The sequence below is a fragment of the Pseudomonas sp. B21-032 genome, from assembly GCF_024748965.1.
Taxonomy (GTDB): domain Bacteria; phylum Pseudomonadota; class Gammaproteobacteria; order Pseudomonadales; family Pseudomonadaceae; genus Aquipseudomonas.
Genome location: NZ_CP087180.1, coordinates 1,530,195 through 1,545,238, shown reverse-complemented (window position 1 = coordinate 1,545,238; position 15,044 = coordinate 1,530,195). Strand labels below are relative to the sequence as shown.

Below are 15,044 nucleotides of genomic sequence, written 5' to 3'. Positions count from 1 at the left end.
ATCCAGCGCCGATTATCAGCGGCGGCGGCCGCTCAATGCCAGCCTTGTGTTACCTGCTTCAGGCAATCTGCGCCTTGGAGGCCAACTGATCGAAAGTCGCCTCGTCCAGTGCATCCTCCTGTTCATCCAGCACCTGGCGCGGGTGATCGTTGCCCGGAATGCTGCTGTCCAGCAGGCTCAGCAGCCGCGAGCCCCGCTCGGTAAGGATGAAATTCTCGCCGTTGCCGCCCTCGTCTTCCGGGCGTGAGGCAAAGTAACCGCGCTCGAACAGCAGCTTTTCATACTCACATGCCAGGGTTTTCAGATGATCGAGATCGCCAGGAGCTGCACCTTCGGCCGCCAGCTGGGCCGCATGCTGCTCGGCGTAGGGTCTGGGGGTAAAACTGTGGCCGGCGCTGTTCTGCGCTTCGTGCAACAGGCGTTCGATCAGGTCCCAGTCGTAGGTGGTCATCGGCATAGCCTCAATCAGGGGTAGGTAAGATTGTGACCGGTGTACGCGGCTGCGGTTCGACTGAACTTTCGCCGCCCGGCCAGGCTCAACCGCAAGACTTCACCTTGATTGCCCAGGAGCCTGCCGATGAAAACCCTGTTGAACATTGCAGCCGCCGCCAGCCTGCTGCTGGCCCTGCCCGGCTGGGCGTGCACGCTGGAAGAAGCGACGGCCAAGCGCGAAGAACTGGCCAAGGAAGTGAGCAAGCTCACCGAGCAGAACCCGCAGAAGGCCAAGGAGATCAACGACGAGCTGCAGAAGATGGAGCTGGGCACGGCCAGCAAGGACTTGCCGGACAAGTGCCAGCTGATCGACAAGCGGATGCAGGAATTGAAGAGCGCTGAGAAGAAGACTTGAAATCGGGGTGAAACAATCGCGGGTCAAGTCGGGTCGCCGCACCGCCGCTCCCACAAGGGCTGCAAAGAACCTGTGGGAGGGCTATGAAGCCGGCGCTTACTCCGCAGCCGGCGCCGGCTTGCGGCGCTTGAGCGGTGCCAGGCCGTCGGCGCTGGCCAGCGGCGCGTTAGGCTTTGGCTTGGCTGTTGGCTTGCGCTTGGCCACGACCTTCTTGTCGCCCTTTTTATCGGTCTTTTTCTTTTTCACACCGGCCGCCTTGCCCGAGGCCTTGACCTTCTTCGGCCCGGTGTAGGTGCCTTTGACTTCCTTGATGACCCGGCGCTCGAAGGTCTGCTTCAGGTAGCGCTCGATGCTCGACATCAGGTTCCAGTCGCCGTGACAGATCAACGACACCGCCAGGCCTTCGTTACCGGCACGGCCGGTACGGCCGATGCGGTGTACGTATTCGTCGCCGCTGCGTGGCATGTCGAAGTTGATTACCAGGTCCAGGCCGTCGACGTCCAGGCCGCGGGCGGCGACGTCGGTGGCGACGAGAATCTTGGCGCCGCCCTGCTTCAAGCGTTCGATGGCCAGCTTGCGGTCTTTCTGGTCCTTGTCGCCGTGCAGGACGAAAGCCTTGTAGTCCTTGGCCACCAGGTGACCGTAGATGCGGTCGGCCATCACCCGGGTATTGGTAAAGATGATCGCCTTGTCGTAGGTCTCGTTCTCCAGCAACCACTGCACGATCTGTTCTTTGTGCTGGTTGTGGTCCGCGGTGATGATCTGCTGGCGGGTGCCTTCGGCCAGCTGGCTGACGCTGTTGAGCATCAGGTGCTCAGGGGTTTTCAGCACCTTGCCGATCATGTCGCGCAGGCCGGCACCGCCAGTGGTGGCGGAGAACAGCATGGTCTGTTCGCGGTTCGGGCACTCATTGCACAGGCGCTCGACGTCTTCGGCAAAGCCCATGTCGAGCATGCGGTCGGCTTCATCGAGCACGATCACCTGGACATGCTCCAGGTGCAGGTTGCCGGCATTGAGCTGCTCGAGCAGGCGGCCCGGGGTGCCGATCAGCACGTCCGGCACCTTGCGCAGCATCGCGGCCTGCTCCTTGAAGTCTTCGCCACCGGTGATCAGCCCGGCCTTGATGAAAGTGAACTGGGAGAAGCGCTCGACTTCCTTGAGGGTCTGCTGCGCCAGCTCGCGGGTCGGCAACAGCACCAGGGCACGAATCTCGACGCGTTTCTGCTTGAGGTCAACCAGGCGGTTGAGCATCGGCAGGACGAAGGCTGCGGTCTTGCCGCTACCGGTTTGCGCCGTCACCCGCAGGTCACGCCCTTGCAACGCCAAAGGGATGGCCGCTGCCTGCACCGGCGTCGGCTCGACAAATTTCAGCTCGGCCACGGCTTTGAGCAGGCGTTCGTGCAGGGCGAATTGGGAAAACACGGGTGTACCTCGGGCATGTGCAAAAAATTCAGTTGCATAGGGTAACGTTTTCCGGCGTCGGAGCCGAATTTCTTTTGGCAACTTCTTGCCGATCCGCGCTCTAATGGCCTTGTTTTCGACTTGCGGACCCTTTACGACACCGTTATGGACATTCAACAGCTGTGGCAAAACACCCTGGACCTCTGGGGCACCCTTGATCAACACCCGCTACTGCACGCCGGTATCGGCCTGGGAGTATTGCTGGTGATCGCCCTGCTGCTCGGCCGCGTGGCGCGCTTTCTGGTGCTGCACGCCGCCCGTCTGCTAGGCCGCCAGCCCGCCCTGCACTGGGTCAATGACCTGCGCGAGAACAAAGTGTTCCAGCGCCTGGCCCAGACCACCCCGTCACTGGTGGTGCAGTTTGGCCTCAAACTAGTGCCGGAGCTGAGCGCCACCAGCCAGCATTTTCTCGGCAACGTGGCCCTGGCCTTCACCATCCTGTTCCTGACCCTGGCCCTGAGCGCCCTGCTCGACGCCCTGCTGGACATCTACGCGCGCACCGAGCACGCCCGCACCCGCTCGATCAAGGGTTACGTGCAACTGGCGAAGATGGTCCTGTTCGTGTTCGGCGCCATCGTTATCGTCGCCACCCTGATCGACCGCTCGCCGCTATTGCTGCTCTCGGGTCTGGGTGCAATGTCGGCGGTCATCTTGCTGGTCTACAAGGACACCCTGCTGTCGTTCGTCGCCAGCGTGCAGTTGACCAGCAACGACATGCTGCGGGTCGGCGACTGGATCGAGATGCCCCAGGTCGGCGCCGACGGCGACGTGGTGGACATCACCCTGCACACGGTCAAGGTGCAGAACTTCGACAAGACCATCGTCTCCATCCCCACCTGGCGCTTGATGTCCGAGTCGTTCAAGAACTGGCGCGGCATGCAGCAGTCGGGCGGGCGACGGATCAAGCGCAGCCTGTTCATCGATGCCGGCGGCGTGCGCTTCCTGCGCTCCGATGAGGAGCAGCGCCTGAGCGAAGTACGCCTGCTGACCGACTACATTGCCCGCAAGCGCAGTGAGCTCAGAGCCTGGAACGAGGCCCAGGGCAATGTCGCCGAACTGTCCGCCAACCGTCGCCGGATGACCAACATCGGCACCTTCCGTGCCTATGCCCTGGCCTACCTGAAGAGCCACCCGGAGATCCAGCCGAACATGACCTGCATGGTCCGCCAGATGCAGACCACCGCCCAGGGCGTGCCGCTGGAAATCTACTGCTTCACGCGCACCACGGCGTGGGCCGACTACGAGCGGATCCAGGGCGACATCTTCGACTACCTGCTGGCGGTGATGCCGGAGTTCGGCCTGAGCCTGTACCAGCAACCCAGCGGCAATGACCTGCGCGCCGGCCTGTTACCCTCGACCCTGCCCAGCCAGCAGCGGGCGCTGAGTGCCGAGACGACTGAGCCATAGCGACGCGAGGATCACCGCCCCGCCGATGAACAACCGGCCGAGCGGCTCGTGCTGGTTCCAGATCAGCAAATTGAGCAGCAAACCGACCGGCACGTGCAGGTTGTTCATCACCGCCAGGGTGCCGCCGGAAACCAGGCAGGCACCCTTGTTCCACCAGTACAAGCCCAGTGCCGTCGGGCACAGCCCCAAAAACAGCAGCACCAGCCATTGCACCTCGGTGCTCGGCAGGTGCTGGCTGTTGCCGAACAGCAAAAAGGCCGGTAGCACCACCAGCAAGGCGCCCAGGTAGAAGTAACCGAAACGCCGGTAATGCGGCAGGTCGCTGGGGTTGCGTGCGATCAAGTGACGGTACAGCACCTGCCCGGCGGCATAGGTGAAGTTGGCCAGTTGCAGCAGCAAGAAGCCGATGAAAAAGTCCGGGCTGATGCTGTCGAAGCGAATCACCGCCGCGCCGGCAACCGCCACCAACGCCGCCACCAACGCCCAGGGGTTGAAGCGCCGGTTCAGGGCATCTTCGATCAGGGTCACGTGCAAGGGCGTGAGAATGGTGAACAGCAGCACCTCCGGCACCGTCAACACACGGAAGCTCAGGTACAGGCAGACATAGGTGATGCCGTACTGCAGCGCACCGATCAGCAGCATCGAGCGCATGAAGCGCGCTTCGACCTGGCGCCAGCGGGTCAGCGGCAGGAACACCAGGCCGGCCAGCAGCACCCGCGCCAGCACGGCGAAATAGCTGTCGACATGCCCGGCCAGGTACTCGCCGATCAGGCTGAAGGAAAACGCCTGGATCAGCGCGACGATCAATAAATAGCCCATGTTGGCCCCTTGCTGTGGAGGCGGCGACCTTAACGGTTAGCGGCTAGCCCGGCAATAGTCGCTGGCAAGGCCGGCTAGCACGGCAAACCGCATAAAAAAGCCCGGTCACGCGCAAGGCAGACCGGGCAGGTACACCCAAAGGAGCAACAGGTGTCAGGCGGGAAAATTCATTGCCGGCTTAGGCCACGGCGGCAAGCTGCGCCTTGGCCTGGTTCAGGCCCTTCTCGTGGAAATCGCCGCCCATGTTCAGGCCTTCGGCGTGGATGAAGGTCACGTCATGGATACCGATGAAGGCCATGACCTGGCGCAGGTAAGGTTCCTGGTGATCGCTGCTGGCGCCGGCATGGATGCCGCCGCGAGCGGTAAGGATGTAGGCGCGCTTGCCGGTCAGCAGGCCCTGGGGCCCGGTTTCGGTGTACTTGAAGGTGATGCCGGCGCGCAGTACGTGGTCCAGCCAGGCCTTGAGGGTGCTGGGGATGGTGAAGTTGTACATCGGCGCGGCCAGCACCAGCACATCGGCGGCCAGCACTTCATCGGTCAGCTCGTTGGAGCGAGCCAGGGCCTCTAGCTCTTCGGCATTGCGCTGGGTTTCGGGCTTCATCCAGCCGCCGAGCAGGTTGCCATCCAGGTGCGGCACCGGGTTGACAGCCAGGTCGCGCAGGGTCACCTGGTCGGCCGGGTGGGCGGCTTGCCACTGGCTGACGAAGTCGCGGGTCAGTTGCCGGGAGATCGAGTCCTGCTGGCGGGCGCTGCTTTCGATGACGAGTACACGGGACATGGGGCTTGCCTCCATCGGCGAGTTCGGTAAGTCGATGGAGGCAAGATTAATGATTGACCTATCGATAAAAAAGCGTAAAAACTGGGTCCAACCTATCAGTTAAATTGTTTTATTTCGGCTTGCAGTCCAAGGTGATGCGCAGCTTGATGATTTCCCGGTTGAACTTGGCAGTGGTATCGACGCTTTTTTTCGCCGGCACATTCACCCGGCGTACCCGTGGCGCTTCCGGGCCATTGCGGAAAGTCACCTTGCACTGGGCGTCGACGTCGCCATAGTTGTTGACGCTGATCGAGCCGATGTCACGGTCAGTGTCGTAGGTGGTGTAGTCGACCTTGACGCCGTCGATGTCTTTTTTCACGTCGATGGGATAGGCCAGGGCCGTGAGCGGAAGCAGGGCCAGCAATACAGCACAACATTTCTTCATACGACGCTCTCCATGAAAGAGCGCCAGCTTAGGACAACAGGAGCCGAAGATGAAAGCGCCGCGCGTAACCCTGGATCAGTGGCGGACCCTGCAGGCGGTGGTCGATCACGGCGGTTTTGCCCAGGCCGCCGAGGCCCTGCACCGTTCGCAATCCTCGGTGAGCTATACCGTGGCGCGCATGCAGGACCAGCTCGGCGTACCGCTGCTGCGTATCGACGGGCGCAAGGCGGTGCTGACCGAGGCCGGCAACGTGCTGCTGCGCCGCTCGCGGCAACTGGTCAAGCAGGCCAGCCAGCTTGAAGACCTGGCCCATCACATGGAACAGGGCTGGGAAGCCGAAGTGCGCCTGGTGGTCGATGCCGCCTACCCCAATGCTCGCCTGGTCCGCGCCTTGAGCGCGTTCATACCGCAAAGCCGTGGCTGCCGGGTGCGCCTGCGCGAAGAGGTGCTGTCCGGGGTCGAAGAGGTGCTGCATGAAGGCATTGCGGACCTTGCCATCAGCGGCTTCAACATTTCCGGCTACCTGGGCACCGAACTGAGTTCGGTGGAGTTCGTCGCCGTCGCCCACCCCGAACACAGTCTGCACCGCTTGAACCGGGAACTGAGCTTCCAGGACCTGGAAAGCCAGCTGCAGGTGGTGATTCGCGATTCAGGCCGCGCCCAGCCACGCGATGTCGGCTGGCTGGGCGCCGAACAGCGCTGGACGGTCGGCAGCCTGGCCACCGCCGCCACTTTCGTCAGCAGCGGCCTGGGCTTTGCCTGGCTGCCGCGGCACCTGATCGAACGCGAGCTGCGTGAAGGCCTGCTCAAGCCTTTACCACTGGATCAGGGTGGCAGTCGCCACCCACTGTTCTACCTTTACTCGAACAAGGACAAACCCCTGGGCCCGGCAACGCAGATCCTCGTCGAATTGCTGCGCAATTTCGACACCGCACCGCTGGATGTGCCCTTCGCCGCGCCCGCCCAAGCCTGACAGGAATCACGCCGATGGCCTACTTCGAACATGAAGGTTGCTCGCTACACTACGAGGAATACGGCCAGGGCGAGCCGCTGGTGCTGTTGCATGGCCTGGGCTCCAGTTGCCAGGACTGGGAAATGCAGGTGCCGGAGCTGGCTCGCCACTACCACGTGATCCTCATGGACATCCGTGGCCATGGCCGCTCCGACAAGCCACGCGAGCGCTATAGCATCGCCAGCTTCAGCGCCGACCTGCTGGCCCTGCTCGAGCGGTTGCAGACCGGCCCCGTGCACCTGGTCGGGCTGTCCATGGGCGGCATGGTCGGCTTTCAGTTTGCCGTCGACCATCCCCAGTGGCTGCGCAGCCTGTGCATCGTCAACAGCGCCCCGGAGGTCAAGCGCCGCAGCCGCAGCGACTGGATCTGGTGGGCCAAGCGCTGGGCCCTGGCCCGGGTGCTGAGCCTTGAAACCATCGGCAAGGGCCTGGCCGAGCGGTTGTTCCCCAAGCCGCAGCAGGCCGATTTACGCCGCAAGATGGCCGAGCGCTGGGCAAAGAACGACAAACGCGCCTACCTGGCCAGTTTCGACGCCATAGTCGGCTGGGGCGTGGCGCAACGCCTGGGGCAGATTCACTGTCCTACCCTGGTCATCAGCGCCGACCAGGATTACACCCCGGTACAACTTAAAGAGCGCTACGTTGCGCTGATTCCACAGGCACGGCTGGCGGTTATCGAAGATTCCCGGCACGCTACACCCCTGGATCAACCTCACGTCTTCAATCAGACGCTGCTGCAGTTCCTGGCGGCGTCCACCACCTCTCAAGGATCATTGAGCCCATGCTGAAAAAACTCCTGCTCGCCACCTGCTCGGTCGTTTTCGCCACCAGCCTGATGGCTGCCGATAAAAAGGCGCCTCATGTGCTGCTCGATACCAGCTTCGGAAAGATCGAAATCGAACTGAACGAAACCAAGGCGCCGATCAGCAGCAAGAACTTCCTGCAGTACGTGGACAGCGGCTTCTACAACAACACCGTGTTCCACCGGGTGATCCCGGGCTTCATGGTCCAGGGCGGTGGCTTCACCGAGCAAATGGTGCAAAAGCCCACCAAGGACCCGATCCGCAATGAGGCCAGCAATGGCCTGCAGAACGTGCGTGGCACGCTGTCGATGGCGCGCACCTCCGACCCGAACTCGGCCACCAGCCAGTTCTTCATCAACGTCGCCGACAATGCCTTCCTCGACCCGGGCCGCGACCGCGGATACGCGGTGTTCGGCAAGGTCGTCAAAGGCATGGAAGTAGTCGACCAGATCGTCAACTCGCCCACCACAGTGAAAAAAGGCATGCGCGATGTGCCGGTCGACCCGGTATTCATCAAGTCGGCCAAACGCATCGACTGACCTTGGGCTTCACAGGGACGTGAACCAGGCCCAAGGGTCGAACTGAACAGGAGTTACCGTTTTCATGCTGTTTCGCCGCTTCGAAAAACTGATCGACATTTTCCGTGAGGCGCCCACTGCGGCGCCGCCGACCACGGTGTGGCCGTTCTACGTGTACTACCTGCGCCAGGTCTGGCCGAGCTTTGCCGCCCTGTTGGTGGTCGGCCTGATCGGTGCGCTGATCGAAGTGGCGCTGTTCAGCTACCTGAGCCGGATCATCGACCTGGCCCAGGGCACGCCGAACGTCAACTTTTTCAGCGAGCACGGCGGCGAGTTGATGTGGATGCTGGTGGTGGCGCTGTTGCTGCGCCCGGTGTTCGTCGGCCTGCACGACCTGCTGGTGCACCAGACCATCAGCCCGGGCATGACCAGCATGATCCGCTGGCAAAACCACACCTACGTGCTCAAGCAGAGCCTGAACTTCTTCCAGAGCGATTTTGCCGGGCGCATCGCCCAGCGCATCATGCAGACCGGCAACTCGTTGCGCGACTCTGCGGTGCAAGCGGTGGATGCGCTATGGCACGTGCTGATCTACGCGATCAGCTCGCTGGTGCTGTTTGCCGAGGCCGACTGGCGGCTGATGTTGCCGCTGATCACCTGGATCGCCTGCTACATCGGCGCGCTCTACTACTTCGTGCCACGGGTCAAGGCCCGTGCGGTGATCTCCTCCGATGCCCGCTCCAAGCTCATGGGCCGCATCGTCGATGGCTACACCAACATCGCCACCCTGAAACTCTTCGCCCATACCGACTTCGAGCAGCAGTACGCCCGCGAAGCGATCAGCGAACAAACCGAAAAAACCCAGCTGGCCGCCCGCGTGGTCACCAGCATGGACGTGGTCATCACCAGCCTCAACGGCCTGCTGATCGTCAGCACCACGGGCCTGGCCCTGTGGCTGTGGACCCAGTCGCTGATCACCGTCGGCGCCATCGCCCTGGCCACCGGCCTGGTGATCCGCATCGTCAACATGTCGGGCTGGATCATGTGGGTGGTCAACGGCATCTTCGAGAACATCGGCATGGTCCAGGACGGCCTGCAGACCATCGCCCAGCCGGTCAGCGTCAACGACTCGCCTAGCGCGCCCAAGCTCAAGGTCGAACGCGGCGCGGTCAAGTTCGACAACGTCAGCTTTCACTATGGCAAGGGCAGCCGCATCATCGATGGCCTCAACCTGGACATCCGCCCCGGCGAGAAGATCGGCCTGATCGGCCCGTCCGGCGCCGGCAAGTCGACCCTGGTCAACCTGCTGCTGCGCCTTTACGACCTGGAAAGCGGGCGCATCCTCATCGATGGCCAGGACATCGCCCAGGTGACCCAGGCCAGCCTGCGCGCACAAATCGGTATGATCACCCAGGACACCTCACTGCTGCACCGCTCGATCCGCGAAAACCTGCTGTATGGCCGGCCCGATGCCACTGAAGAAGAGCTGTGGGAAGCGGTGCGCCGGGCACGGGCTGACGAGTTCATCCCGCAACTGTCCGACGCTCAGGGCCGGACCGGCTTCGATGCCCATGTCGGTGAGCGCGGGGTCAAGCTTTCCGGCGGCCAGCGCCAGCGCATCGCCATAGCCCGTGTGCTGCTCAAGAACGCGCCGATCCTGATCATGGACGAAGCCACCTCAGCGCTGGACTCGGAAGTCGAAGCGGCAATCCAGGAAAGCCTGGAAACCCTGATGCAAGGCAAGACCGTGATTGCCATTGCCCACCGGCTGTCGACCATTGCCCGCATGGACCGCCTGGTGGTGCTGGAAAAAGGCCGGATTGCCGAGATGGGCAGCCACTCGGAGTTGCTGGCGCACCAGGGCCTGTATGCGCGGTTATGGCACCACCAGACGGGGGGGTTTGTCGGCATCGACTGACAGTAACCTCATCGCGGGTCAAGTCGAGGCGTCGCACCGCCGCTCCCACAGTGGGAGCGGCGGTGCGACGCCTCGACTTGACCCGCGATGAGGCCCTCAACCTTGCCGATAAGGCAACGCCAAACGCGCTTCCTGGGCATAAGCCAACACCCCTGCCCGCTCCTGCTCAAGGAACTCCTCCACCGCCCGGCGCAAGCCCGGGTGCAGCAGGTAATGCCAGGAGCGGGTGATCACCGGCTCAAAACCGCGAATCAACTTGTGCTCGCCCTGCGCACCGGCATCAAAGCGCTGTAAACCCTCGGCAATCGCCCAATCCATGCCCTGGTAGAAACAGGTCTCGAAGTGCAGCCGGTCGAACTCGTCCAGGCAGCCCCAATAACGGCCATACAGGCTGTCGCCACCGACCAGGCTGAAGGCCATGGCCACATCACGCCCACCCTGGCGCGCCATCACCACGCGTATTGACTCAGGCATGCGCTCAGCCAGCAGGCTGAAAAATTCCCGGGTCAGATACGGCGCACGGCGGCGTACGGCATAGGTATTGGCATAACAGGCGAAGACGAAATCCCACTGCGCCTCACTCAGCGCTTCGCCGCGAAACCAGCAAAACTCGATACCCTGCCCCGCCACCTGCTCGCGCTCCTTGCGCATTTGCTTGCGCTTGCGTGAACTCAAGGTATCGAGAAAATCGTGGAAGTCGCGGTAGCCCTGGTTGCGCCAGTGAAACTGGCATCCCAGGCGCTCCATCCAGCCGTCACGCTCGCGCATCAGCGCATCCGCCTGCGCATCGGTGAAGTTGATATGGGCGCCGGACATCCCCTGCTCGAACAGTTCATCGGTCAGTTGATCGACCAGCTCGGCCGCCGCCTGCGGGTCGCCCAGCAGCCGTGGGCCGGTCACCGGCGAGAACGGCACGGCACACAGCAGCTTGGGGTAGTAGGCAATACCCGCCCGCTCACAGGCATCGGCCCAGCCGTGGTCGAACACGTACTCGCCGAATGAATGGGCTTTCACGTAGGCCGGCAAGGCCGCTCGCAGTTGCCCGGCGCTGTCGGTCAGCAACTGGTGCGCGGGGCTCCAGCCGGTGTGGCGGCTGACACTGCCGCTGTCTTCCAGGCTGGACAGGAATGCATGGCGCAGGAACGGCTGGTCCCCCGGCACCAGGGCGTCCCAGGTGGCAGGCGTGAGTTCGGCTAGGTGTTGCAGGATGAGCTTGGGCATTGGCGCAGTCTGCCTCGTCGCGCAGACGAAAAAAAGCCCCGCGCAAGCGGGGCTGAAGATCTAACGGATGAGGAGCGGTGTTGCTTAGAACACGTACTGCGCGCGCATGACGAAACCGTCGCCGCTGTCGTCGCCGGCAGCGTTCTGGGCGTTGTCGACCTTGGCCTTGACGTATACGCCACTGAGCTTGATCGACTCGTTGGCATACCAGTTCAGGCCGACGTTGTGGACCTTGCCTTCGACATCATCGATGTTGGCAAAGGCGCCGTTGTCGTCATCGACGCTCAGGTGGTCATAGCGGTAGAACACTTCCCAGGCACCGATCTGCTTGTTCGAAGGCTTGATGCTGTCGAACTTGCCGAGCTTGTAGCCACGGGCTTCACCGGTGATGGTGTAGGCCAGCTGGCCGTAGTAGCCGTCTGCCTTGATGTCGGAGAACGAGGCGCTGTCGGCCTGGACGTCACGCTTGACGTATTCGCCCTGTACCGAAAACGGGCCCATGGCCCATGCCGCTTCCAGGCCCCAGGCCTTGTCGGTGTCGTAGGCACCGGCCGGGGTGTTGTTGGCACCGCCCAGGGTCAGGCGGTTGCCGTTGCTGCCGGCATCCTGGCCACCGTCGGTGCTGACGCCGCGCATGCCCAGGCGGCTGCGGATACGACCATCGAAGGCGGTGTCGGAGAGGTCACGCTGGGCGTAGTTGATACCGAAGTGCAGGACATTGCCGGCTTCGTGCATCGGCGCGAAGACGCCGCGCAGGTTGAACTGCTTGGTGCTGTCGCCGTCCTTGTCCTGGTTGGTGGCGTCCTTGGCGAAGGCACCGACCGAGCCGTACAGCGAGTCACCGACGGTACCCGAAGCCTGGATACCCAGGCCGCCGTTGTGGGCGTTGGTCCAGTCGACCAGGTCATAGGCGGCAGTACGTTCCTGCGCGGTCACCCACTTGGAGCTGGTGGCTTTTTCCAGGCCGAACTCGGGGTCGAAACGACCAACCTTGATCGATACCGGGCTGAAGCCGTTGTAGGCCAGGGACGCTTCATCGAAGTAGCCGTCTTCGGAACGGTTGTCACCGCCGGAGTTGTGCGAGAAGTCGTAGGCGATCTGGTAGGCCCAGTCCTTGTACATCACGCCGCCCAGTTCCAGGTAGGCGCGGCGGAAGTAACCGGCGTCGGCGGTATTGCCGTTGTTGGTGTAGAAACCGTCGAAACGGCTGTAGTCAGCCTGGATCCGACCGCCCAGCTTGAAGCTGAATTCCTTGTCGGTGGTAGCGACCTCGAGGCCACCCTTGGTCTTGACTACGATATCGGCGCCGTCGGTGGTCACGGTACCCGCGAAAGCCTGGGCGGTAACGGCCATGGCCAAGGCGCTGGCTACGAAACCTGCGAAGTGCTTACGGATCATCGAAGAAGCTCCCCTACTTTATGGTCTTGATAATGTTGGAAAAACACGCGGCTCAGGCCACTTGTGCTGGGGAGGAATCTTGGCGGGGGTGTATGTCAGATCAGTGGCTTTTAGATAAATGTTTTGTGACAGGGGAACTTTTTTACTTCGAAATGAAATAAGCCGGAAAGCTCCGTTGCAGAGCCTCCCGAGCCGGATTCAGGAGTTTTTCAGCTCCCGCGCCAGACGCTCGGCCAGTGCCTCGCTGTCGCCCGCCGGTTGTTCCGGCAAAGCCCGTACCGTGGCCTGGGCCACGCGCATCTGCTTGAGAAAGCGCCGGCAATGGCGACAGAACAACAGGTGCTGACGGACCATCAGGCGCTCGCCCAGGGTCAGTTGTCCATCCAGGTAGTCGCTGGAGCGGGCGACGAGTTCCTTGCAGCTCAGCATTGACCGGTTTCCTCGAAATGTTCCAGGGTGGCGAAGACCTTCAGGCGCGCGCGGTGCAGCAACACGCGGACATTGGAGAGGGAAATCTCGAGAAGATTACAGATCTGCTCGAGCTCCAGGCCCTGACGCTCGCGTAGCACCAGCACACTGCATTGCAGTTCCGACAGGCTGAGCAAGGTGTGCTCAAGGCATTCACGCATCTGCTCGCGGCTGAGCAGGGCTTCAGGGGTGTCCTCATGCCAGGCCGAAGGCCCTTGCAGCCAGTGGCCATCGGTAGCAAAGCGCTCATCGCCAATGGTGCCATGCGGACCTGGCAGGTCATCGAGAAGCACTTCGCGACGATTTTGCTTGTAGCGGGTCTTGGCCGCGTTGGCGGTAATGGTCAGCAGCCAGGTTTTCAGGCTCGAACGCTGCTCGAACCCCTTGAGGTTGCGCACCACCGCCAGCCAGGCGTCCTGTACCGCTTCGTCGGCATGCCGGCTGCCGACAATCGCATAGGCCACTGCGCGCATGGCGCCCTGATAGCTGTCGACCAGTTCCTTGAACGCCTGTTGCTCACCCTTGAGCAGCCGCTCCAGCAAGCGGGTTTGTTGTTCAGCAGTCATCGCCATCCATCCATCGTTCTGCGGGTAGAGTCCGATTAGGCGGATTTGTTACAGCTAACGCCATCAGCGAAGTGTCCCGGCTGCGTGGGACACTTCACCGGTAGTTGCAGCTCAACGCTTGCGCAGGATCACGCTACCGATCGAATAGCCGGCCCCGAACGAGCTGAGCACGCCCAGGGCGCCCTGTGGCAGGTCGTCCTGATGCTTGTGCAGGGCGATTACCGAGCCTGCCGAGCTGGTGTTGGCGTAGCTGTCGAGGATTACCGGTGCCTCTTCTTCGAGGGCGTCACGACCAAGCAGTTTCTTCACGATCAGGTGGTTCATGCTCAGGTTGGCCTGGTGCAGCCAGAAGCGCTTGACGTCGCTGACATTGAGGTTGTTCTCGGTCAGGTGCTGGCCGATCAGCTCGGCGACCATCGGGCAGACCTCGCGGAACACCTTGCGGCCTTCCTGGACGAACAGCTTGTCGGGGGCGCCAATGCCCTCTTCGGCCGCGCGGTTGAGGAAGCCGAAGTTGTTGCGGATGTTGTTCGAGAACTGGGTCAGCAGTTTGGTGCTGACGATGTCGAACTGGTGCCTGGAGGTGGCCAGGTCGGCGCGCTCCACCAACACGGCAGTGGCGGCATCACCAAAGATGAAATGGCTGTCGCGGTCACGGAAGTTCAGGTGGCCAGTGCAGATTTCCGGGCTGATCACCAGCACTGCGCGGGCCTGGCCCAACTGTACGCTGTTGCAGGCAGTCTGAATGCCGAAGGTGGCCGACGAGCAGGCTACGTTCATGTCGAAACCAAAGCCGTTGATGCCCAGCGCCTGCTGCACTTCGATGGCAATCGCCGGGTACGGGCGCTGCAGGTTGGAACAGGCAACGATCACCGCATCGACGTCGGCGGCAGTACGCCCGGCGCGTTGCAGGGCCTGCTCGGCGGCGGCCACGGCCATCTGGCAGAGGATCGACGGTTCGTCGTTGGAGCGCTCGGGCAGGCGCGGCTTCATGCGCTGCGGATCGAGGATGCCGTCCTTGTCCATGACGAAGCGGCTCTTGATACCCGAGGCTTTTTCGATGAAGGCGGCGCTGGACTCGGCCAGGGCCTGGACTTCACCGCGCTCGATGGCGGCGGCGTTGTCACTGTTGAACTGCTGCACGTAGGTATTGAAGGACTCCACCAGCTCTTCGTTGGAAATGCTGTTGGCCGGGGTGTACAGGCCGGTGCCGCTGATGACGACGTTATGCACGGTCGTTCCTCTGTTCGGGGCCATTGCCAGCCCGGCAACGGCCTGTTCGGTCGGTTTGAGTTGGCACCAAAGTACCAACTTTGACTGGCAATGCCCCCAGCTTGCGGGCCACTGCGCAGTGCTGCATGCGTGAGCCGCGCAGGCCCGGCAGGTTATTCCGGGATGCGCGGC

The 15,044-nt window shown here is 62.4% G+C and carries 16 protein-coding genes; 6 read left to right on the top strand and 10 right to left on the bottom strand.

The features are described from left to right. Window positions 1-58 precede the first annotated feature (58 nt). Complete coding sequence (locus tag LOY54_RS07140; protein ID WP_045193397.1) at window positions 59-451, bottom strand: hypothetical protein; 393 nt, start codon at window positions 449-451, stop codon at window positions 59-61. Between the two features lie 126 nt (window positions 452-577). On the opposite strand from LOY54_RS07140, the gene LOY54_RS07135 reads away from it, so the two are divergent. Next, a complete protein-coding gene (locus LOY54_RS07135; protein ID WP_258610051.1) occupies window positions 578-847 on the top strand; it encodes a hypothetical protein in 270 nt (89 codons plus the stop codon). Window positions 848-943: 96 nt separating this feature from the next. Here the strand turns inward: LOY54_RS07135 and LOY54_RS07130 are convergent, their stop codons facing one another. Continuing rightward, window positions 944-2,269 (bottom strand): DEAD/DEAH box helicase, encoded by a 1,326-nt coding sequence (locus LOY54_RS07130; RefSeq protein ID WP_045193399.1) that lies wholly within the window; start codon window positions 2,267-2,269, stop codon window positions 944-946. A 144-nt stretch (window positions 2,270-2,413) separates the two neighbouring features. Between LOY54_RS07130 and LOY54_RS07125 the strand changes: the two genes are divergently transcribed. Next, window positions 2,414-3,715, top strand: a complete 1,302-nt coding sequence (locus LOY54_RS07125; RefSeq protein WP_258610041.1) for a mechanosensitive ion channel family protein — start codon at window positions 2,414-2,416, stop codon at window positions 3,713-3,715. Here LOY54_RS07125 and LOY54_RS07120 read toward each other — a convergent pair. From LOY54_RS07120 to LOY54_RS07110, 3 genes are all read right to left on the bottom strand, one after another. Continuing rightward, window positions 3,656-4,534, bottom strand: coding sequence for a carboxylate/amino acid/amine transporter (locus tag LOY54_RS07120; RefSeq protein ID WP_045193401.1), 879 nt, complete (start codon window positions 4,532-4,534; stop codon window positions 3,656-3,658). The two genes, LOY54_RS07125 and LOY54_RS07120, sit on opposite strands and share 60 nt — an antisense overlap. Window positions 4,535-4,712: 178 nt before the next feature. Beyond that, entirely contained in the window at window positions 4,713-5,312 is a 600-nt protein-coding gene (locus LOY54_RS07115) for an FMN-dependent NADH-azoreductase (RefSeq protein WP_045193402.1), read from the bottom strand. 109 nt (window positions 5,313-5,421) lie between these two features. Next, window positions 5,422-5,736: a 3-phosphoglycerate kinase gene (locus LOY54_RS07110; RefSeq protein ID WP_258610039.1), complete on the bottom strand. Its 315-nt coding sequence runs from the start codon at window positions 5,734-5,736 to the stop codon at window positions 5,422-5,424. 49 nt (window positions 5,737-5,785) lie between these two features. On the opposite strand from LOY54_RS07110, the gene LOY54_RS07105 reads away from it, so the two are divergent. The 4 genes from LOY54_RS07105 to LOY54_RS07090 all read left to right on the top strand — a co-directional run bounded on the left by LOY54_RS07105 (window position 5,786) and on the right by LOY54_RS07090 (window position 9,987). Further along, window positions 5,786-6,709 (top strand): LysR family transcriptional regulator, encoded by a 924-nt coding sequence (locus LOY54_RS07105; RefSeq protein WP_258610037.1) that lies wholly within the window; start codon window positions 5,786-5,788, stop codon window positions 6,707-6,709. A gap of 14 nt (window positions 6,710-6,723) precedes the next feature. Next, window positions 6,724-7,536 carry an alpha/beta fold hydrolase gene (locus LOY54_RS07100; RefSeq protein WP_258610035.1) on the top strand — a complete coding sequence of 271 codons (813 nt, stop codon included), beginning with the start codon at window positions 6,724-6,726 and terminating at the stop codon, window positions 7,534-7,536. Next, entirely contained in the window at window positions 7,530-8,090 is a 561-nt protein-coding gene (locus LOY54_RS07095) for a peptidylprolyl isomerase (RefSeq protein ID WP_258610033.1), read from the top strand. The genes LOY54_RS07100 and LOY54_RS07095 overlap by 7 nt, the downstream gene beginning before the upstream one ends. 64 nt (window positions 8,091-8,154) lie before the next feature. Further along, on the top strand, window positions 8,155-9,987 hold the full coding sequence (locus LOY54_RS07090; RefSeq protein WP_258610031.1) for an ABC transporter ATP-binding protein: 1,833 nt from the start codon (window positions 8,155-8,157) through the stop codon (window positions 9,985-9,987). A gap of 96 nt (window positions 9,988-10,083) precedes the next feature. On the opposite strand, the gene LOY54_RS07085 is transcribed toward LOY54_RS07090, so the two are convergent. From LOY54_RS07085 to LOY54_RS07065, 5 genes are all read right to left on the bottom strand, one after another. After that, a complete protein-coding gene (locus LOY54_RS07085; RefSeq protein ID WP_258610029.1) occupies window positions 10,084-11,208 on the bottom strand; it encodes a GNAT family N-acetyltransferase in 1,125 nt (374 codons plus the stop codon). 84 nt (window positions 11,209-11,292) lie between these two features. Then, on the bottom strand, window positions 11,293-12,606 hold the full coding sequence (locus tag LOY54_RS07080) for an OprO/OprP family phosphate-selective porin (protein ID WP_045193409.1): 1,314 nt from the start codon (window positions 12,604-12,606) through the stop codon (window positions 11,293-11,295). A 198-nt stretch (window positions 12,607-12,804) separates the two neighbouring features. Next, window positions 12,805-13,035: an anti-sigma factor gene (locus LOY54_RS07075; protein WP_093386024.1), complete on the bottom strand. Its 231-nt coding sequence runs from the start codon at window positions 13,033-13,035 to the stop codon at window positions 12,805-12,807. Next, entirely contained in the window at window positions 13,029-13,640 is a 612-nt protein-coding gene (locus LOY54_RS07070; RefSeq protein WP_045193411.1) for an RNA polymerase sigma factor, read from the bottom strand. The genes LOY54_RS07075 and LOY54_RS07070 overlap by 7 nt, the downstream gene beginning before the upstream one ends. A 111-nt stretch (window positions 13,641-13,751) precedes the next feature. After that, a complete protein-coding gene (locus LOY54_RS07065) occupies window positions 13,752-14,873 on the bottom strand; it encodes a beta-ketoacyl-ACP synthase III (protein ID WP_258610027.1) in 1,122 nt (373 codons plus the stop codon). Window positions 14,874-15,044: the final 171 nt, after the last annotated feature.